The sequence below is a fragment of the Agarivorans sp. Alg241-V36 genome (genome assembly GCF_900537085.1).
Lineage (GTDB): Bacteria > Pseudomonadota > Gammaproteobacteria > Enterobacterales > Celerinatantimonadaceae > Agarivorans.
Map to the genome: position 1 here is coordinate 35527 of NZ_UNRE01000013.1, position 17724 is coordinate 53250.

19 protein-coding genes are annotated in these 17724 nt (G+C 44.4%); 13 read left to right on the top strand and 6 right to left on the bottom strand.

Annotation, left to right across the window (positions count from 1 at the left end; genetic code table 11):
• The first annotated feature begins 22 nt into the window (after nucleotides 1-22).
• The 7 genes from trpS (at nucleotide 23) to G6R11_RS21470 (ending at nucleotide 7713) form a co-directional block, all read left to right on the top strand.
• The gene (gene trpS, locus G6R11_RS21440) at nucleotides 23-1027 is read left to right on the top strand and encodes a tryptophan--tRNA ligase (RefSeq protein WP_163135283.1); all 1005 of its coding nucleotides are present in this window, start codon (nucleotides 23-25) and stop codon (nucleotides 1025-1027) included.
• 126 nt (nucleotides 1028-1153) lie between these two features.
• A complete protein-coding gene (locus G6R11_RS21445; RefSeq protein WP_163135285.1) occupies nucleotides 1154-2062 on the top strand; it encodes a cation transporter in 909 nt (302 codons plus the stop codon).
• 101 nt (nucleotides 2063-2163) lie between these two features.
• Nucleotides 2164-2748 (top strand): aminodeoxychorismate/anthranilate synthase component II, encoded by a 585-nt coding sequence (locus G6R11_RS21450; RefSeq protein WP_163135316.1) that lies wholly within the window; start codon nucleotides 2164-2166, stop codon nucleotides 2746-2748.
• Between the two features lie 290 nt (nucleotides 2749-3038).
• A complete protein-coding gene (locus tag G6R11_RS21455) occupies nucleotides 3039-4250 on the top strand; it encodes an aspartate aminotransferase family protein (protein WP_163135287.1) in 1212 nt (403 codons plus the stop codon).
• A gap of 115 nt (nucleotides 4251-4365) precedes the next feature.
• On the top strand, nucleotides 4366-5397 hold the full coding sequence (gene astA / locus G6R11_RS21460) for an arginine N-succinyltransferase (RefSeq protein WP_163135289.1): 1032 nt from the start codon (nucleotides 4366-4368) through the stop codon (nucleotides 5395-5397).
• 41 nt (nucleotides 5398-5438) lie between these two features.
• The gene (gene astD, locus G6R11_RS21465) at nucleotides 5439-6908 is read left to right on the top strand and encodes a succinylglutamate-semialdehyde dehydrogenase (protein WP_163135292.1); all 1470 of its coding nucleotides are present in this window, start codon (nucleotides 5439-5441) and stop codon (nucleotides 6906-6908) included.
• A gap of 10 nt (nucleotides 6909-6918) precedes the next feature.
• Complete coding sequence (locus G6R11_RS21470; RefSeq protein WP_163135294.1) at nucleotides 6919-7713, top strand: DUF1338 domain-containing protein; 795 nt, start codon at nucleotides 6919-6921, stop codon at nucleotides 7711-7713.
• A gap of 46 nt (nucleotides 7714-7759) precedes the next feature.
• Here the strand turns inward: G6R11_RS21470 and crp are convergent, their stop codons facing one another.
• Nucleotides 7760-8398: a cAMP-activated global transcriptional regulator CRP gene (gene crp / locus G6R11_RS21475; RefSeq protein ID WP_016403770.1), complete on the bottom strand. Its 639-nt coding sequence runs from the start codon at nucleotides 8396-8398 to the stop codon at nucleotides 7760-7762.
• Nucleotides 8399-8609: 211 nt separating this feature from the next.
• Here crp and G6R11_RS21480 point away from each other — a divergent pair, with 211 nt between their 5' ends.
• Nucleotides 8610-9014, top strand: a complete 405-nt coding sequence (locus G6R11_RS21480; protein WP_163135296.1) for an OsmC family protein — start codon at nucleotides 8610-8612, stop codon at nucleotides 9012-9014.
• A gap of 1 nt (nucleotide 9015) precedes the next feature.
• Here the strand turns inward: G6R11_RS21480 and G6R11_RS21485 are convergent, their stop codons facing one another.
• From G6R11_RS21485 to G6R11_RS21495, 3 genes are read right to left on the bottom strand one after another with little or no spacing between them, the layout of a single operon-like run.
• On the bottom strand, nucleotides 9016-9885 hold the full coding sequence (locus G6R11_RS21485; RefSeq protein WP_163135298.1) for a phosphoribulokinase: 870 nt from the start codon (nucleotides 9883-9885) through the stop codon (nucleotides 9016-9018).
• A 37-nt stretch (nucleotides 9886-9922) separates the two neighbouring features.
• Nucleotides 9923-10171, bottom strand: a complete 249-nt coding sequence (locus G6R11_RS21490; protein WP_163135300.1) for a YheU family protein — start codon at nucleotides 10169-10171, stop codon at nucleotides 9923-9925.
• The gene (locus tag G6R11_RS21495) at nucleotides 10168-11214 is read right to left on the bottom strand and encodes a hydrolase (protein WP_370525681.1); all 1047 of its coding nucleotides are present in this window, start codon (nucleotides 11212-11214) and stop codon (nucleotides 10168-10170) included. The genes G6R11_RS21490 and G6R11_RS21495 overlap by 4 nt, the downstream gene beginning before the upstream one ends.
• Nucleotides 11215-11276: 62 nt before the next feature.
• On the opposite strand from G6R11_RS21495, the gene G6R11_RS21500 reads away from it, so the two are divergent.
• Complete coding sequence (locus G6R11_RS21500; protein WP_163135321.1) at nucleotides 11277-12683, top strand: coniferyl aldehyde dehydrogenase; 1407 nt, start codon at nucleotides 11277-11279, stop codon at nucleotides 12681-12683.
• 32 nt (nucleotides 12684-12715) lie between these two features.
• Entirely contained in the window at nucleotides 12716-12961 is a 246-nt protein-coding gene (locus tag G6R11_RS21505) for a DUF3624 family protein (protein ID WP_163135302.1), read from the top strand.
• A gap of 5 nt (nucleotides 12962-12966) precedes the next feature.
• On the opposite strand, the gene miaA is transcribed toward G6R11_RS21505, so the two are convergent.
• On the bottom strand, nucleotides 12967-13905 hold the full coding sequence (gene miaA / locus G6R11_RS21510; RefSeq protein ID WP_163135304.1) for a tRNA (adenosine(37)-N6)-dimethylallyltransferase MiaA: 939 nt from the start codon (nucleotides 13903-13905) through the stop codon (nucleotides 12967-12969).
• 124 nt (nucleotides 13906-14029) lie between these two features.
• A complete protein-coding gene (locus G6R11_RS21515) occupies nucleotides 14030-14239 on the bottom strand; it encodes a DUF1127 domain-containing protein (protein ID WP_163135306.1) in 210 nt (69 codons plus the stop codon).
• Nucleotides 14240-14990: 751 nt separating this feature from the next.
• Between G6R11_RS21515 and G6R11_RS21520 the strand changes: the two genes are divergently transcribed.
• The 3 genes from G6R11_RS21520 to G6R11_RS21530 all read left to right on the top strand — a co-directional run bounded on the left by G6R11_RS21520 (nucleotide 14991) and on the right by G6R11_RS21530 (nucleotide 17323).
• Complete coding sequence (locus G6R11_RS21520; protein ID WP_163135308.1) at nucleotides 14991-16115, top strand: alanine--glyoxylate aminotransferase family protein; 1125 nt, start codon at nucleotides 14991-14993, stop codon at nucleotides 16113-16115.
• 136 nt (nucleotides 16116-16251) lie between these two features.
• Nucleotides 16252-16818 carry a flavin reductase family protein gene (locus G6R11_RS21525; RefSeq protein ID WP_370525680.1) on the top strand — a complete coding sequence of 189 codons (567 nt, stop codon included), beginning with the start codon at nucleotides 16252-16254 and terminating at the stop codon, nucleotides 16816-16818.
• A gap of 55 nt (nucleotides 16819-16873) precedes the next feature.
• Nucleotides 16874-17323, top strand: a complete 450-nt coding sequence (locus tag G6R11_RS21530) for a C40 family peptidase (RefSeq protein ID WP_163135313.1) — start codon at nucleotides 16874-16876, stop codon at nucleotides 17321-17323.
• Nucleotides 17324-17724 lie beyond the last annotated feature (401 nt).

The following is a 17724-nucleotide window of genomic DNA, read 5'->3' on the forward strand; positions in this document are numbered from 1 at the left end:
TAATAGTTTTTATAGGAAGAACATGAGTAAACCGATTGTATTAAGTGGCATTCAGCCTTCTGGTTCATTAACCATTGGTAACTATATTGGGGCGATTAACCAGTGGATCGATATGCAAAATGACTACGATTGTTATTTTATGCTGGTTGATCTTCACGCCATTACGGTTCGACAGCAGCCTGAAGAGTTTAAAAAGCTCGTATTAGATGGTTTAGCAACTTACTTAGCCTGCGGTTTAGATCCAGATAAAAGCACCATTTTTATTCAGTCGCAAGTACCAGAGCATGCTCAGTTAGCTTGGGTTCTCAACTGTTATACTCAAATGGGCGAGCTGAATCGCATGACTCAGTTTAAAGATAAATCTGCTACCCATGCCAATAACATTAATGCTGGATTGTTTACCTACCCAGCGTTGATGGCTGCCGATATCTTGTTGTATCAGGCAAATGCGGTACCGGTTGGAGATGACCAAAAACAACATCTTGAGTTGACCCGAGATGTGGCTAATCGCTTTAATGCCATTTATGGCGATATATTTCAGGTTCCAGAGCCGTATATTCCTGAGTTTGGCGCGCGGGTGATGTCTCTTCAAGAGCCAACTAAGAAGATGTCTAAGTCTGATGCTAACCCTAAAGCTTTCATCTTACTGAATGATACGCCAAAGCAAATCGCTAAGAAGATTAAAGCTTCGGTGACTGACTCTGATGAGCAGGCGCGTATCTACTTTGATCGTAACGAAAAGCCAGGTGTATCTAACTTACTTACTTTGCAATCGGTGGCAACCGGTAAGTCAATTGATGACTTAGTCGCTAGTTATGAAGGTAAAATGTACGGCCATCTGAAGGTTGATACTGCAGATGCCGTAGTTGCGATGATGGAGCCTATTCAGGCGCGTTATAAGGCCTTGCGTGAAGATGAGTCTGCTTTGCAAGCGGTTATGGCTAAAGGTGCTGCTCGTGCCAGTGAGAAGGCCAGTAAAACCCTTCGTGCCGTTTATGATGCGGTAGGCTTTATTAGTCCAAACTAATAGTAGGTTAAGTACCTAATAAGCCCAGCCAATTGCTGGGCTTTTTTATGTCTAGTAGCCTAGCCAAGTGCTTGCTAGTATCTAGTTATATATCAATGTGTTGATAATTGGCTCTGTGAGGAATAGATGGATCTTGAACGTAAAACCTTAGTTGTATCGGCAATTATTGCCTTGCTGCTGGCTATTTGGGGCATTGCCATGGGCGTTTACACAGAGTCTGGCGCAATTATGCTAGATGGTGTGTTCAATCTATTGTCCTCAATTATGGCGTTCACTGGTATTCGCATCGCTTATCTAACCAGCCAAAACTATAACGAGCGCTTTCCCATGGGCTATTTTGCCTTCGAGCCCTTAATGGTGATGGTAAAAGGCATTTCTATTTTAGTATTGGTGGCCTTTGCTTTGTCTGCCAATTTACAAACCATGCTGGCGGGCGGACGCGAGCCACAAATAGGCATGATGTTAGTCTATGTTGTACCGGCTGTAGCTGGGTGTTTATTGGCGTGGTATGTGTGCTTGCGTAGCAATCAAAAACAAGCCTCAAACTTGCTTCAAGCAGAGCAACAAGGCTGGTTAATAAACTCCGTTATTTCTGGGGCCATTGGCGTTGCGTTGATTATTGTATTGCTGATTCAAGATAGTAGCATTGGTTGGATAGCCCGCTATGTGGATCAAATTCTGGTAATAGTTTTCTCACTGATTTTTCTGAAAGACCCGTATTTGCTAGTTAAAAACGGTTTTAAAGAACTATTGCTAAGCGCCCCCGATGAAGAGCACACCAAGCCATTTGTCACTGCGCTCAATAGCCAAAGTCTAATTAATGGATTTAGCCTTGCCGATACCATGGTAATGAAAACCGGACGCAGGATATGGATTACTCTTGAATTAGAGTGTCAACAGCCTCAACTTGCCCTTAGCGACATGGTGCAGCAACGCAAACAATTGCGAGCACTAGCCAACCAGTTTTATGAGAATAACTACACCGAGATAGTATTTGTTGAGCCTAAAGCTTCGAGCGAGCAAGCCGCAAGTTGAATTAAACTAAACTGAATTGAATAGTCGCTGTGTCGCTGTTTAAAATCGGCTACTATAGCGACTTTCTTGGTTTTGACTTATACACGGTTTGCTCAAGCTACATGTTACTTATCATCGACAATTACGACTCATTTACCTACAACCTATATCAATACTTTTCACAGTTAGATATTCAGGTTGAAGTGCGCCGTAATGATCAAATCACCTTAGAGCAAATTGAACAATTAGCCCCCAGCCATTTAGTGATATCACCCGGTCCCTGTTCGCCTAACGAGGCAGGTATATCCTTAGCCGTTATTGCTCACTTTGCTCAGCGCTTGCCTATTCTTGGTGTGTGTTTAGGGCATCAGTGCATTGCCCAACATTTTGGTGCAAAGGTAGTGCGTGCCGCTCAACCTATGCATGGCAAGGTAAGGCCTATTTATCATCAGCAGCGGTCAGTTTTTAAAGACTTGGCAAATCCGCAAATGGTGACGCGTTACCATTCATTGGTGGTAGAGAAAAATAGCTTACCAGAATGCCTAGAGGTAACCGCTTGGAGCCAAAATAGTAAAGGCGAATCGGCCGAAATAATGGGGCTAAAACACCGCAGCTTGCCGATCCATGCGGTGCAGTTTCACCCCGAAAGTATACTTACACAACAAGGTTTACAGCTATTGGCTAACTTTGTTGATTCTACAAAGTAGAACGTTTTAGTTTCTATAGGTGCTTATTTGGTTATTTTATAGAATGAATAGATTGTGCATATTTATGCTGTAGTGGCTAAGTCTTAGGCTGTTTACCCTCAGCTTGGCAATAATTGATTTAGAACTATGCACTGAATATGCGTAAAAATGGCCATATTTTGTATGGCTTAATGGTGCAATGCTCAGACAAGGCTCTTGAGATTTGCCATAATCGCCAAACTGTTTACAAACTATTAACCTTTCAGGCTCTGTATAACGGAATAGCCAGAAAGCTAAAAGGAGAACACTACATGTCACACGCTGTTACTCGCGCACTATTCGATGAAGTTATGGTTCCAAACTATGCGCCTGCGGCCATTATTCCAGTTAAGGGAGAAGGTTCGCGTTTATGGGATCAAGACGGTCGTGAGTATATCGACTTTGCTGGTGGTATCGCGGTTAATTGTTTGGGCCACTGCCATCCTGCTTTGGTTAAAAGCTTAACCGAGCAAGGCAACTCACTGTGGCACTTAAGTAATGTGCTAACCAACGAACCCGCATTACGTTTAGCTAAAAAATTGGTAGACAGTACCTTCTCTGAGAAAGTGTTCTTTTGTAACTCTGGCGCAGAAGCAAACGAAGCAGCATTAAAGCTAGCGCGTCGTTATGCCATTGAGCATGGCTCTGCCGATAAAACCAAAATCATCGCTTTTGAACAAGGCTTCCATGGTCGTACTTTCTTTACGGTAACTGTAGGTGGTCAAGCGACTTATTCAGACGGTTTTGGACCAAAACCAGGCGATGTAGAACATATTCCTTACAACGATCTTGCCGCCTTAGAAGCCATTATTGATGATCAAACCTGTGCGGTAATGATGGAGCCACTGCAAGGTGAGGGCGGCATTATTAGTCCTGACTTAGAGTTTGCCCAAAAAGTTCGTGAGCTTTGTGATAAACACCAAGCACTGCTAATTTTTGATGAAGTGCAAACCGGTGTTGGCCGCACTGGTGAACTCTACGCCTACATGGGTTTAGGAGTTACGCCAGATATTTTAACCTCGGCTAAAGCCCTGGGCGGCGGTTTCCCAATTGGCGCAATGTTAACTACCACTGCTATTGCAGCATCAATGAAAGTTGGCACCCATGGTAGCACTTATGGCGGTAACCCACTGGGCTGTGCAGTAGCCGAAACCGCTTTTGATATTGTTAACACTGAAGAAGTGCTAAGTGGCGTTAAGCAGCGCGAGCAATGGTTTAGAGAAGCACTTAATCGCATCAACGAAAAATACCAAGTATTTGCAGAAGTTCGTGGTAAAGGTTTGCTATTAGGCGCGGTATTAAATGATCAATACCAAGGCCGAGCCAGAGACTTCCTAGTAGCAGCTGCGGCCGAGGGCCTAATGGTTCTAGTTGCTGGCGCTAATGTTGTGCGTTTCACTCCATCTCTGATCGTTCCTCAAGCAGACGTTGAATTAGGCATGCAGCGTTTTGAACAAGCTGTTGCCAACGTGGTTAACGGCTAAACAAAGTGGGCTGATACCCTTAAAGGTTTCAGCCCAAGCAATATTTTTAATAAACACACATAGTGGCTAATACTTAGCTACGGCTCCGTGCTATTTAATAAAGGGAGAAATAGCCATGTTAGTTATCCGTCCTATTAAGGAAACGGATTACCCTGCCTTGTTACAAATGGCAGTGGGTTCGGGGATAGGCTTTACTTCTTTACCAGTAGACGAACCTTTATTGCGTGAAAAACTGGCGCATTCAATTCGCTCGTTTGCCAGTGACATTGACCACCCAGGTGATCTGCATTACCTAATGGTTGCCGAAGATACCGAAACCGGTGAAGTAGTGGGTACCAGTGCTATTGATGCCGCAGTAGGCATGGCCAGCCCATTTTATACTTATCATCTGGGTAAAGTTGTACATGCTTCGCGTAGCCTAAATGTATACAACGTGGTTGAAACCCTCACCTTAACCAATGACTACACCGGAGTTACCGAGTTATGTACCTTGTTTTTGCAAGAGTCTCACCGACAGGGCCAAAACGGTCGTTTGTTGTCGAAGTGCCGCTTTTTGTTGATGGCCGAGCATCCGCAGCGCTTTAATGATTCGGTGATTGCTGAGATGCGGGGTGTATCCGATGAGCAAGGTCGTTCTCCATTCTGGCAATGGCTGCAAGACAACTTCTTTAGTGTTGATTTTCCTACTGCTGACTACTTAACGGGCGTAGGTAAGAAAGAGTTTATTGCCGAACTCATGCCGAAGTACCCAATCTACGTTAATTTGCTGAGCAAAGAAGCCCAAGCAGTGATTGGTGAAGTACATGAAAAAACCCGGCCGGCTCTGCGTTTGCTAGAGGCTGAAGGTTTTTGCAAGCATGGTTATGTCGACATCTTTGATGCAGGCCCCACAGTAGAATGCCCACTTAAGCTGATTGAGAGTGTTAAGCACTCCTTTAAAGTCACAATCAGCATCGGTACGCCTAAAGACGGCAGTCCAGAAATGTTGCTTACCAATGCGCGCTTACAAAAATTTCGCGCCTGTGTATCACATATCGAATTAGATAGTAGTAACCAACAAGCAGTGATATCTGAACAAGCTGCCAAAGCATTAGAAGTAAGTGCTGGTGACAGTATCCGTATTGGCGCTTTGCGCTTCGAACAATAAATACATGCCCACGGGCAGTGCTAAAGGATTTGAGGTTGTAGATGGAACATTTAAATCAGTTTATTAATGGTCAATGGTTGGCTGGTGAAGGCGAGGCTTTTGATTCGATTGATCCGGCTAAAAATGTGTCAGTGTGGCAAGGTAACTCTGCAGCTGCGAGCCAAGTTGATAAAGCTGTAGCAGCTGCGCGCGATAGCCAATTTGCTTGGTATATGAGCGGGGTTGAAGCACGCCTTGCCATCATCAAAAAATTTGCAGCCTTGCTGGAAGAAAATAAAGAAGCCTTAGCCTTGGTTATCGCCCAAGAAACCGGTAAACCTTTGTGGGAAACGCGCACCGAAATTGCCGCCATGATGGGCAAAGCAGCTATTTCAGAAAAAGCCTATTTTGAGCGCACTGGCGAGTCAAGCTCAGAGCTGCCCATTGCTACGGCGGTATTACGTCATAAACCCCATGGTGTGGTAGCAGTATTCGGCCCCTATAACTTTCCAGGCCATTTACCTAATGGTCATATTATACCGGCATTAATCGCGGGTAATACCGTGGTATTAAAACCCTCCGAACTCACCCCATATACTTCCGAAAAAGTAGTGCAGTTATGGCAACAAGCAGGTTTACCAGAGGGTGTGCTTAACCTTGTTCAAGGTGAAGTAGAAACGGGTAAAGCCTTAGCCTCACATCCGGGAATAGACGGTTTGTTCTTTACCGGTAGCTCCAATACCGGTCATGTATTGCATCAGCAGTTCGCTAGCCAGCCAGATAAAATCTTAGCCTTGGAAATGGGCGGCAATAATCCCTTAGTTGTGGCTGAAGTGGATGATGTAGATGCGGCTGTTCACGATATTGTGCAATCTGCATTTATCTCTGCAGGCCAACGCTGTACTTGCGCTCGTCGTTTATACCTGCCTAAATCCGATCAAGCAGAGCAAATTCTTAGTCGTTTAGTTACGGTAACTAAGGCTATAGAAGTAGGCGACTACGATGCCGAGCAGCAGCCATTTATCGGCGCTATGATCAGTGCCAAAGCCGCTGCGGGTATGGTAGCCGCTCAAGACAAGTTAAAAGCGCTGGGTGGTGAGTCTTTAGTAGAACTTGAGCAAGCCGATGTGAACAAAGGCTTTGTTAGCCCAGGTATCATTGAAGTGAGCGAAGTGGGGGAGCTGCCCGATGAAGAATACTTTGGTCCTTTGCTTCAAGTTGTTCGTTATGACGATTGGGACAGTGCCATTGCTCAAGCCAATAACACCCGATACGGCTTATCAGCGGGTTTGCTAAGCAACGAGCCAGCAAAGTGGGAAAACTTCCGTCATCGTATTCGCGCAGGCATTGTTAATTGGAACCGCTCAATTACTGGCGCGTCGAGCGCTGCACCTTTTGGTGGGGTTGGCGCTTCAGGTAATCACCGTGCTAGCGCCAAGTACGCTGCCGACTATTGTGCTTACCCGGTTGCTTCTATGGAAGGCGAAGCTAGCGTAATGCCAGCAACATTAAGCCCTGGCTTACACTTTTAAGGAATGAGTAATGACCCTAGACTTATTTTTTGATCGTTTATGGCAGCAATACTTGGCAGTAACGCCCAGTGCGCAATCCATTCATAGTTTATTGGGTGGTGGCGCGCCAATCGTTAATGACCATATTGCGGTGCGTAGCTTCAATTTTCCCAATAGCGGGGTAGAGGCTTTTGCTAAACACCTCTTAGCGATGGGTTATGAAAAAGGCGGCAGTTACCACTTTGCCAAAAAACATCTTGATGCAGCGCATTATGAGCATAGTGATCCAACGGTACCTAAGGTGTTCATTAGCGAGCTACAAGTAGCAAGCCTTTCGCCGCAAGCACAAGACATTGTGCAGCGCTTGACGGGGCAAGTTAGTGATGAGCTCTACCAACGTCCAGAAGTCTTCTTTTCTGGGCGACCTTGGCAGCTTAGCTATAGCGACTACCAAGCACTATTGGCAGAAAGTGAATATGCAGCATGGTTAGCAGCCTATGGTTATCGGGCTAACCACTTCACCGTGTCGGTAAATCAACTGGCGGGCTATGACAGCTTACAAGCGGTTAATCAAAAGCTCATTGCTGCCGGTTTTACCTTAAATAGCGTGGGAGGCGAGATTAAAGGTTCTCCCGAAGTATTGCTGGAGCAATCGGCGACAATGGCCGACCAAACAGAAGTGGTGTTTAGCGATAGCAAACACAGCATTCCCAGTTGTTTTTATGAGTTTGCTTTGCGTTATGCCAAATCTGATGGAGAGTTGTATTCTGGCTTTGTAGAGGCATCGGCAGATAAGATATTTAGTAGCACCGATAATCTTTCTTAAATAAAAAAAGCCGCTTAAAGCGGCTTTTTTACTAGAGCAATAGGGTTTAGCGAGTACCGTAAACCACTATAGTTTTACCGTGTGCGGTAATTAACTCTTGCTCTTCTAGCATCTTAAGAATACGACCCACTGTTTCGCGTGAACAACCAACAATTTGGCCGATCTCTTGGCGAGTGATCTTAATTTGCATGCCATCTGGATGTGTCATCGCATCTGGCTGCTTAGCTAGGTTTAGTAGCGTTTGAGCGATTCGACCAGTAACGTCTAAGAATGCTAAGTCACCTACTTTTTGGCTGGTGATTTGCAAACGGTTCGCCATTTGGCCTGAAAGGCGCATTAAGATTTCAGGGTTAACCTGGATTAGCTGGCGGAATTTCTTGTAAGAAATTTCCGCTACCTCACAAGGGCTTTTTGCGCGGATCCAAGCAGTACGAATTGGATTTTCAGTGTCTTCGAAAAGACCCAATTCACCCATGAAATCACCTTGATTCAAGTAAGACAAGATCATTTCCTTGCCTTCTTCGTCTTTAATCAATACTGCCACTGAACCTTTTACAATGTAGTAAAGTGTTTCAGCTTTTTCGCCAGCATGAATCAAAGTACTTTTTGATGGGTACTTATGAATGTGACAGTGAGAAAGAAACCACTCCATCACCGGATCAGCTTGAGGTTTGCCAATTACCATATTAAAGAAATCCTCTGTCTTTATAATTGTTTGCTAGCTTTATAACACGCAAACTGTATTTATTTTAATAGTCGTCCATTCCGCCTCTAGCATAAAAGGCTTCGGGCTTTGCTGCAAGGCATTTATACGCCTTTAGTATGAGTCAAACGCTGGTCTTGAACCTTGACCTAGATTAAGCTGGTCGACGAAATATTCCCTAGGAGAATCTAACATGAAAGCGACCGTTTCGTGGTCTAAAGAACTACAATTTATTGGAAAAAGTAGCTCAGGTCACCAAATTGAGATGGATGGTGATGGAGCAAAGGCTGCAGCAAGCCCTATGGAGTACGTTCTAATGGCGGCTGGTGGCTGTAGTTCGGTAGATATTATTTCTATATTGAGTAAAGCCCGGCAGCAAGTGACTGATTGTACTGTTAATCTTGACTCTGAGCGGGCAGAAGGTACGCCGCGAGTATTTACTAAAATTCACCTCGAATTTGTGGTTGCTGGGGTAGATTTAAGTGAGAAGCATGTAGCTCGCGCGGTGCAATTAAGCATGGAGAAGTACTGTTCTGTGTCGCTAATGTTGAGTAAAAGCTGTGATGTAAGCCACAGCTATCGTATTGAATCTGCGTAACTTAGCGAATTTTTCCTGTCTCTAATAGCTGTTGAATCATTGGTGACAGGATTAGCTCCATGGCAAAACCCATTTTACCGCCAGGTACCACAATGGTGTTTTGCCGAGACATATAGGCTCCGTCGATCATTTGCAGCAAGAACGGGAAGTCGACATTTTTTAGTCCGCGAAAACGAATCACCAACATGCTTTCGTCGAGAGTAGGAATACTTTTAGCACTAAAGGGGTTAGAAGTATCTACCGTTGGAACCCGCTGAAAGTTAATATGAGTGCGAGAGAACTGAGGGGTGATGTAATTAATGTAGTCGTCCATCGAGCGCACAATAGATTCTTGCACTGCTTCTCGAGAGTGACCGCGTTCAGTAGTATCGCGTACTAATTTTTGAATCCACTCTAAGTTGACGATGGGCACCATGCCAATGAGTAAATCAACTTTAGACGCGACATTCTTGTCGTCGTAAGCCACTCCGCCGTGCAGGCCTTCATAAAACAGCACGTCTGTTTCTTCAGGTAAGTCTTGCCAAGGGGTAAAGGTGCCGGGCATTTGATTATAAGGCACGGCTTCATCAAAGGTATGTAAATAACGGCGGTATTGGCCAGTGCCTGTTTCGCCATATTGTTTGAAGAAGTCGTACAACAAATTAAAGTCGTTAGCTTCTGGGCCAAAGTAGCTAATGTGTTTGCCATGTTCACGAGCTTTGCGGATCGCCACATCCATTTCTGGGCGGGTGTAACGGTGAAAACTGTCCCCTTCGATAAAGGCGGCATTTAGCTTGTGCTGCCTAAACAGATGAGCGAATACTTCGCTGGTGGTAGATGTTCCAGCGCCCGAAGAACCGGTAACCGCAATAACGGGATGCTTAGCTGACATAGTGGCCTTATTGTTTAATGATGATTATAAACTGGGTTTACCCATCATCCTGCTGCCCTTCCATGGCAGAGGCATCAAATTGCTCTTTGGCAATTAAGTTTACTGTTTCATGAAGTTCAGAGTATACGATTAAAACCGAGCCGTTAATAACTTGTTGTTTAATTTGTTCTAGTTTGTCACTAAGACTTAACTCTTGATCACCGTAGTCGGTGCCTTCACGAAGCACATAGCTTTCTAGTAAAGCATCTAAGGTGGCCGATTCTAATTGCTGCCAAGGAATGATCATTTTACTACTTGCTCAAGTTGTTGCTTAAACCAAGCGGGAATACTTGATTCTAGCCAAAATTGTGGGCGCAGCAGGCTACCACCAACAAATCCTACATGTCCACCGGTATTGCTTAAACGGTATTCGACAGCCTGGCTTAATTGCTCTGCCTTAGGGATAACTCGCTGGTCCATGAAGGGGTCATCGGCCGCATGAATCAGCAAGGTTGGGTGGCGAATATCTTTTAACAGAGGTAAGCCACTGCAGCGATGGTAGTAGTCTGCCGCGCCTTTAAAGCCATGTGCTTGTGCGGTGTAGTGCTCGTCAAACTGCACGAAGTTACGCCAGCTTTGCACTTGTTGAGTATTAAGCGGCGCTTGTTGAGTCTTGTTAATTTTTTTGCATAGGTTGCGCTTCATTCGTGATAACAAATGGTGCTGATAAATTTTAGAAAAGCCCCGCTGTAATCGCTCGGAGCAAGCCGCCAAATTGAGTGGCGGAGAGACAACCGCCGCAGCGACAATAGGTGAGTTGGGCGTTTTAGCTAAATAGTTCACTAACATGTTACCACCCAGTGAGTAACCTAGGGCGAGCAGAGGTGCCTTTGGATATTGTTGCTGCAAATAGTTAATACAGGCTTTGGCATCTTCTATTTCACCGCTGTGGTAGCCACGCCAAAGTCTATTGGGTTTACCGCTGCAACCACGAAAGTGCATGACCACTGCGCGCCAACCTTGCTGGTGGCAGGCTTGCAGAATTCCTTTTGCGTAGGGGGATTCAACACTGCCTTCTAAGCCATGAAATACCACCACAATGGGCTGCTCTGGTGAACGCGCTTCATCACTTTCTATCCAGGCCAAGTCAACAAAGTCGCCATCGGCTAAATCCAGTTTTTGCCAAGCCAGTTTTAAGCGCTTATTACGCCGTAAAAAAGTAGGTAATAAGGTTTGAATATGACTGTTTCTGGCCCACCAAGGAGCGGTAAATTGGCTTGGACTGATAATTGTTCTCCCGATGTTTGATGCGACTAAACTATGCGACCTGTCATAAATTTGTTCAAGTATCTTGATTTACATTTTACAAGTTACCATGGGTAACATATTTTAATTGTGATGATAAAGTGTTTATGGTGACAGATGTGAATCAACAGCAATTTTCTCAAGACTTAACCAGCTTAAAGCAAGCCTTTGCTCTGCAAAGTTACCCGAGCTTGCAACAACGCAAACATAACCTACAACAGGTACTAAAGTTATTGTTGGAAAACCAAAGCGCCATTATTGAGGCAATTAGCCAAGACTTTGGTCACCGTAGCTCACATGAAACCCAGTTGATCGAACTATTTCCCTCTGTAGAGGGAGTGCGCCATGCATTAAAGCATCTTAAGAAGTGGTTAAAGCCCCAACGACGCGGCATCAGCATTTGGCACTTTGGTGCAAGCAATCAAGTGCTAGCAAAACCCTTGGGTGTGCTCGGCGTTATTGTTCCTTGGAACTATCCTCTTTATTTAGCTATAGGGCCGCTTACTGATGCCTTAGCTGCAGGTAATAAAGTGATGATAAAAATGTCTGAACTTAGCCCTGCGCTCGCAGCATTGCTGATTGAGTTGATGCCTCAGTACCTTCCAGAGGATTTGGTAAAGGTTTACGCTGATGAAGATGGTAGCCGCGGCGCCCAATTCTCTAGCCTTGCTTTTGATCATCTGGTGTTTACTGGCTCAACCAATACAGGCCGAAAAGTGATGCAAGCAGCCGCTGCTAATCTTACCCCGGTCACTTTAGAGCTTGGCGGTAAATCTCCAGTGATTATTGCAGAAGACTACCCGGTTGAGTTGGCAGCCGAACGCATCATGATGGGTAAGCTGTTTAATGCCGGGCAAACCTGTGTCGCGCCAGATTATGTGTTACTGCACCACTCACAACGGCAAGCTTTTGTGAATGCTTGTGTGGCTTATGGTAAAAAGCATTATCAATCGCTGAGCGATCAGGCATTCACCAGTATCATTTCTGAAGGCTTTTTAGATAGGCTAAATAAGCTAAATCAGCAGGCGATAGAGCAGGGCGCCGAGAGTATTACTTTGCTCCCCGGCGAGAGCAGCCAAAAGTTAGCACCGAGTTTATTGCTAAATGTGGCTGAAGACGCCGATGTAATGCAGCAAGAGATCTTTGGCCCAATATTACCTGTGATTGAATATCAACAATTAGAAGAAGCTATCGCTTACGTTCAGCAACACGCTCACCCGCTTGCTTTGTATGTGTTTTCTAATAAGGTCGCTACTCAGCAGCAAGTTATTCAGCAAACTCAGGCTGGTGGCTTGTGTATCAATGATGTGCTGTTGCATGTGGCTCAGCATGAACTACCTTTTGGTGGTGTTGGAGCGAGCGGAATGGGGCACTATCACGGCTATGACGGCTTTGTGCAGTTCTCTAAAATGCTGCCAGTGTTTAAGCAAGGGCGCTTTCCGGCAATAAAACTGATGCGCCCACCCTACACAAAATTCAGTGAGTTATTGATCAAACTGATGACTCGTGGATAATTTGTCTGGATTATTTCCAATAGGTGTTAGCCGTGAGTTGTCAGTTTTGCCAAAAGGCATGGTTTGTTGAGAAGCTAGGCCGTTGCCAGCAGTGTATGTGGCAAGCCAACTTAGGCAGTTTGATTTTGTTGGCATGCTGCTTTAGCTATGGTGGTGAGGTTGCAGTTTATGCTGTGGCTTTGTGGCTGGCTTTTGCGGCATTTGCAGGCTTAAGTTTGGCACATTGGATCATGTTTTTTTATTATCGGTGGTCGACTCAGCAACCACCAAGTAAGTAGTCGGTTTATGTAAGCTTGGCACTTAAGCTTTCTAGTTGTGATTCTACTAAGCTTGCGGCTTGCTCTATTAGGTTTTGCTGGGGATCTAGCCAATGAATAACATCACCACGGCGCTCCATCTTCCTAAACCAAGTATCCTGGCGTTTGGCAAACTGATGGATCTGAGAATTAAGCTTTTGAAACATGCCGTTGTAGCTAAGTTGCTCTTGCAAATGTTGAGCAACTAAGCGGTACTCCAAACCATAAAACTCTAGCTTGCTGTAACTCACGCCATCTCTATGAAGTTTTTGTACTTCTTCAATTAGGCCTTCTTCTAAACGCTGCTTTAAGCGCAGAGTGATGCGCTCTCTTAGTACCGAGCGCTCCCAACGAATTCCGATATAAAGTGGATTTATCTTTGGATGCTTAGGCGTGTTCTGCGGTTCAATTACTTTGTCCGACTCTGCTATCTCTATCGCCCTCACTAGGCGTGGGCGAACCGTTAAATCTGTACTATTGTGCTGTTCCGGCTTTAGTGCCAATAAGCGTTGTTGTAGTTCACTTAGGCTCAACTCAGCCAGTTGATCCCGCAAGGCCTTATTTACCGGCGCTTCGTGTAGTTGATAGTTTTGTGTTACAGCGTCTATATACAAGCCAGTTCCGCCCACCATGATTGGCAATTTATTGGCTTGTTTTATCTGCTGGTAAGCGGCAAAAAAGTCTCGTTGAAAGTGGAACACGCTGTACTCAGTATCGGGCTCAACTATATCAATAAGATGGTAGGGGATCTCTTGGTATTCCGCTAAGTCTTTGCCCGAGCCAATATCTAAACCTTTATACACTTGGCGCGAATCTGCCGATAGCACTTCACCCCCATAGCGACGCGCTAGTTCAACACCTAGTTGGGTTTTTCCAGAGGCGGTGGGGCCTAATACAACAATAAGGTTAGCGGCTTGAGTTTGCATAGTGGTTTTAATTGCGTGGTAATTGAAAAGCGAATGGTAACAAGAAAAAACAAAAACGGCATGTGCAAAGCAGCATGCCGTTTCTAATGAGCCTGAGGTCCTTGGCGAAAAGCGTTGTTGTGCTTTAGTTTTCCCAGAAGTGTTTGCGTGATTCTTGGTAGCGATCTGCTTCGCTTAAGCCAATATCACGTAATAAGTAAGCTGGAAGCTGAGCTAATTGGCGGCGCGTTTTCTGGCGCAAAATCCATGCATTACAAAGGTGGTAAACCTCAACAATATGTTGGAAGAAAGAAGTGTTTTTGTTGTTACCAATGGTATTTACGTTAGTGCTCATAATTTAAGACCTCATCTCAGTTGATGGGCTCATCATAGATCCGAAAAGGCGCCATCTCAAACAAGTAAAACTGCAAATTGTTCATTAGAAAAACTAATCTTATGTTGGTTTATTTTTAAGTGAATTTGGGCGTTAATTTATGATGAATATATATTCATTATTTATGTTTTGTTAGTATCGGCGATGCCAGGGTTTTAACCCGTTTTGCTGATTTATTAATCTGTGCACCCTTGTTTAAAGGGATCTTATAGCTAAGGCCTTTCTTAGCTTGTTTTATTTTATGTTTGAGTAATTATTCTACAGCGGTTTTATCTACCAGGATTTGGGCTTAATCCTTTACCTTAAAGGCTTGATGGCTTGTTATTGATTTCGAGTGATTTGTTGTCTTGGATCAATTTACTCAGCCTTCAAACTCTTGGTTATCACGGTTTTAACTGTTAATTCATTGTGAATTTTGTTGTGTTTTGATGTCTTTGTGGTTGCGCTAAAGATCTTATTCATTTTGGGGTTTTATGATGAGTGTCTTTTAGGAATTTTTTATTAAGGTTTGCAAGGTGTTTTTATTAGTTATATTTGTCTTTTTTCTTTTCGGTTGCTTTGATCTTTTCACTTAATATACCTTGAATAAAACTCGCTTTGGCATTCAGCTGGTTGTGTGTTTTATGTTCAGTTTTTGTAGCGTCAATGTTAGAGTAATTACGTAACACTCATAACTACAATAAATAATTAGATTAAACATAAGGACATAACAATGAACATCAGTTCCTTTAACCCTCCTCGTAGAACTTTAATGGGGCCTGGACCCTCAGATATTTCCCCTCAAGTATTACAGGCACAAAGTCGCCCCATTATTGGTCACCTAGATCCTTTGTTCGTTAATATGATGGACGAGATAAAGAGTTTGCTGCAGTACGCCTTTCAAACTCAAAACCCGCATACCTTCGCAGTGTCTGCCCCAGGTTCAGCTGGTATGGAAACCTGTTTTGTTAACTTAGTAGAACCTGGCGATAAGGTAATAGTTTGCATTAATGGCGTATTTGGTCAGCGCATGTTGGAAAACGTAGAGCGATGCGGAGGGGAAGCTGTTGTCGTGGAAGATAGCTGGGGCACTGCGGTATCTATCGATAAAGTCAGTCAAGCCCTTGAGCAACATGCAGATGCAAAAATCCTTGCCTTCGTGCACGCAGAAACCTCTACCGGCGTTGCATCTGACGCCCAGGCACTTTGTGCTTTAGCAAAACAACACAACTGCCTCACTATTGTTGATGCAGTGACTTCTCTAGCTGGGATCCCAGTTAAAGTAGATGAGTGGGGCATTGACGCAATCTATTCTGGTAGCCAAAAGTGCCTTTCTTGTGTGCCAGGTTTATCGCCAGTCAGCTTTAGTCAGGCAGTGGTGAATAAATTAACTAAGCGTAAAACCAAGGTTCAAAGTTGGTTTTTAGATCAAAGCCTAGTAATGGGTTATTGGTCGGGAGAGCAAAAGCGTTCTTATCATCATACTGCGCCGGTTACCGCTTTGTATGCACTGCATGAATCACTGCTTGCACTATATAAAGAAGGTTTGGAGCAATCATGGCGGCGTCATGCTGATTTGCACCAACTCTTAGCAGATGGCTTAGCTAAACTAGGTTTAGATTTAATGGTGGAAGCTGATTGTCGATTACCCCAACTCAATTTAGTGGCAATCCCTGATGGGATAGATGAAGCTGCAGTTCGCGCTAAGCTACTAAATAACTATAACTTGGAGATTGGTGCTGGTTTAGGTCAGTTTGCCGGCAAAGCATGGCGAATAGGCTTAATGGGCTACGCTGCTCGCAAAGAGAATGTGAGTTTGTGCTTAGCGGCATTAGCTGAAGTTCTTGGCGAAAGCTGATATTTTCTTTCTATACTTTGCCGAGAAGCCCGCATTGGCGGGTTTCTTTTTATTTGTCAGGCCGTAATTGCAAATAGTGAGAGCGTAGATGTACATTGATTTTTCAAGCATGAGTACGAATAAGGTTTATCATTGCATGACCCAAACCGTAGTGCCTCGCCCTATTGCATGGGTACTTAGCGACAACGGTGAACAGGCTTCTTATAACTTAGCCCCTTTTTCTTATTTCACTGCTGTTAGTTCTAATCCACCGCTAATGATGCTCTCTATTGGTAAAAAGCCTGATGGCAGTGACAAGGATACCAAGGTCAACATTGAAAAGCGGCGCCACTGCGTAGTGCACATCGCCAGTGCCGAGCAGGCCGAACAAGTGACCGAATCAGCCAAAACTCTGCCGCATGGAGAGTCAGAAATAGATCTCCAACAACTTGCTTTAAGCCAGTTCGATAGCTTTTCGCTACCAAGGCTTACTCATGCCCCCGTTGCTATGGCCTGCGAGCTTTATGAAATGCATGCAGTGGGTAATACACCACAGGCAATGATTTTGCTTAAAGTGCTCCACCTATATATAGATGAGCAGTTTGCCACACAGGCTGAAGGGCGAATCACCGTAGATACTAACCTGCTTAACCCTTTAGGGCGTTTAGGCGGGGGAGAGTATTGGGCAAACGGCAATAGCTTTTCTATACAGCGCCCAAAGTAAAAAGGGGTAAGGTTTGATAGTTAAGGTTGGGGCGAAATTTCAAAGCTGCTGCTTAATGGCTTTAGTTTGTTGTTTACTGGCCGCTTGTAGTAGCCAGCCAGAAAACAACTCCGTAGACCTTGAGCTTGCTAAAGACGCAAATAGCGTCCAACAACAAATGTTGCAGGTTCACCAGCAATGGCAAGGTACACCTTATCGCTTGGGTGGAACTAATAAAGCAGGTGTAGATTGCTCGGCATTTGTTCAACACCTTTATTTAGATGTTTACAGTAAAACCTTGCCGCGCACTACAGAACTGCAGTTAAACCAAGGAACAGCCGTTCTGCTAAGTCAGGTTAAAACCGGCGACCTTATTTTCTTTAAAACCAGTTATAAAGTGCGGCATGTCGGAGTGGTGTATGATCAAAATCACTTTCTCCATGCATCAACATCTAAAGGTGTGATCTTCTCGCGGATCGATAATGTTTATTGGGCACCAAGGATCATCGCGATAAAACGCCTTTAAACGCGGATAAAATCGCCAACAAAAGCCCCTCCTGATTACTATCTGAACACTTAAACGTGTTTCTGTGATTTTCTTCAAAAAACGCTTGCACCTGAAACGCGCATCCCTATAATGCACCTCCACTGACACGGCACGCAGCGCACTAAAGCGAGGTAAGGCTAAGTCAGGGTTGGTAAGGCCTGAGGCTTTATTAGCGGCTCAAAAACTTCTTTTTAAAATCTTTTAAAAAGCGGTTGACAGCCACAGAGGAAAGCGTAGAATGCGCACCTCGCTTCGACAAGAAGCAACGCTCTTTAACAATTTATCAAGCAATCTGTGTGAGCACTCACAGGGCCTTAAGCGAAAAAATTAAGCTTAAGTGAACTGGAGTCTTGCACTGTAACAACAGTAATAATTTCAGT

Excerpts from the sequence above, each read along its gene's own strand:
- trpS (WP_163135283.1), top strand. The coding sequence starts at position 23 with ATGAGTAAACCGATTGTATTAAGTGGCATTCAGCCTTCTGGTTCATTA.
- G6R11_RS21445 (WP_163135285.1), top strand. The coding sequence starts at position 1,154 with ATGGATCTTGAACGTAAAACCTTAGTTGTATCGGCAATTATTGCCTTG.
- G6R11_RS21450 (WP_163135316.1), top strand. The coding sequence starts at position 2,164 with ATGTTACTTATCATCGACAATTACGACTCATTTACCTACAACCTATAT.
- G6R11_RS21455 (WP_163135287.1), top strand. The coding sequence starts at position 3,039 with ATGTCACACGCTGTTACTCGCGCACTATTCGATGAAGTTATGGTTCCA.
- astA (WP_163135289.1), top strand. The coding sequence starts at position 4,366 with ATGTTAGTTATCCGTCCTATTAAGGAAACGGATTACCCTGCCTTGTTA.
- astD (WP_163135292.1), top strand. The coding sequence starts at position 5,439 with ATGGAACATTTAAATCAGTTTATTAATGGTCAATGGTTGGCTGGTGAA.
- G6R11_RS21470 (WP_163135294.1), top strand. The coding sequence starts at position 6,919 with ATGACCCTAGACTTATTTTTTGATCGTTTATGGCAGCAATACTTGGCA.
- crp (WP_016403770.1), bottom strand. The coding sequence starts at position 8,398 with ATGGTAATTGGCAAACCTCAAGCTGATCCGGTGATGGAGTGGTTTCTT.
- G6R11_RS21480 (WP_163135296.1), top strand. The coding sequence starts at position 8,610 with ATGAAAGCGACCGTTTCGTGGTCTAAAGAACTACAATTTATTGGAAAA.
- G6R11_RS21485 (WP_163135298.1), bottom strand. The coding sequence starts at position 9,885 with ATGTCAGCTAAGCATCCCGTTATTGCGGTTACCGGTTCTTCGGGCGCT.
- G6R11_RS21490 (WP_163135300.1), bottom strand. The coding sequence starts at position 10,171 with ATGATCATTCCTTGGCAGCAATTAGAATCGGCCACCTTAGATGCTTTA.
- G6R11_RS21500 (WP_163135321.1), top strand. The coding sequence starts at position 11,277 with ATGGTGACAGATGTGAATCAACAGCAATTTTCTCAAGACTTAACCAGC.
- miaA (WP_163135304.1), bottom strand. The coding sequence starts at position 13,905 with ATGCAAACTCAAGCCGCTAACCTTATTGTTGTATTAGGCCCCACCGCC.
- G6R11_RS21515 (WP_163135306.1), bottom strand. The coding sequence starts at position 14,239 with ATGAGCACTAACGTAAATACCATTGGTAACAACAAAAACACTTCTTTC.
- G6R11_RS21520 (WP_163135308.1), top strand. The coding sequence starts at position 14,991 with ATGAACATCAGTTCCTTTAACCCTCCTCGTAGAACTTTAATGGGGCCT.
- G6R11_RS21525 (WP_370525680.1), top strand. The coding sequence starts at position 16,252 with ATGACCCAAACCGTAGTGCCTCGCCCTATTGCATGGGTACTTAGCGAC.
- G6R11_RS21530 (WP_163135313.1), top strand. The coding sequence starts at position 16,874 with ATGGCTTTAGTTTGTTGTTTACTGGCCGCTTGTAGTAGCCAGCCAGAA.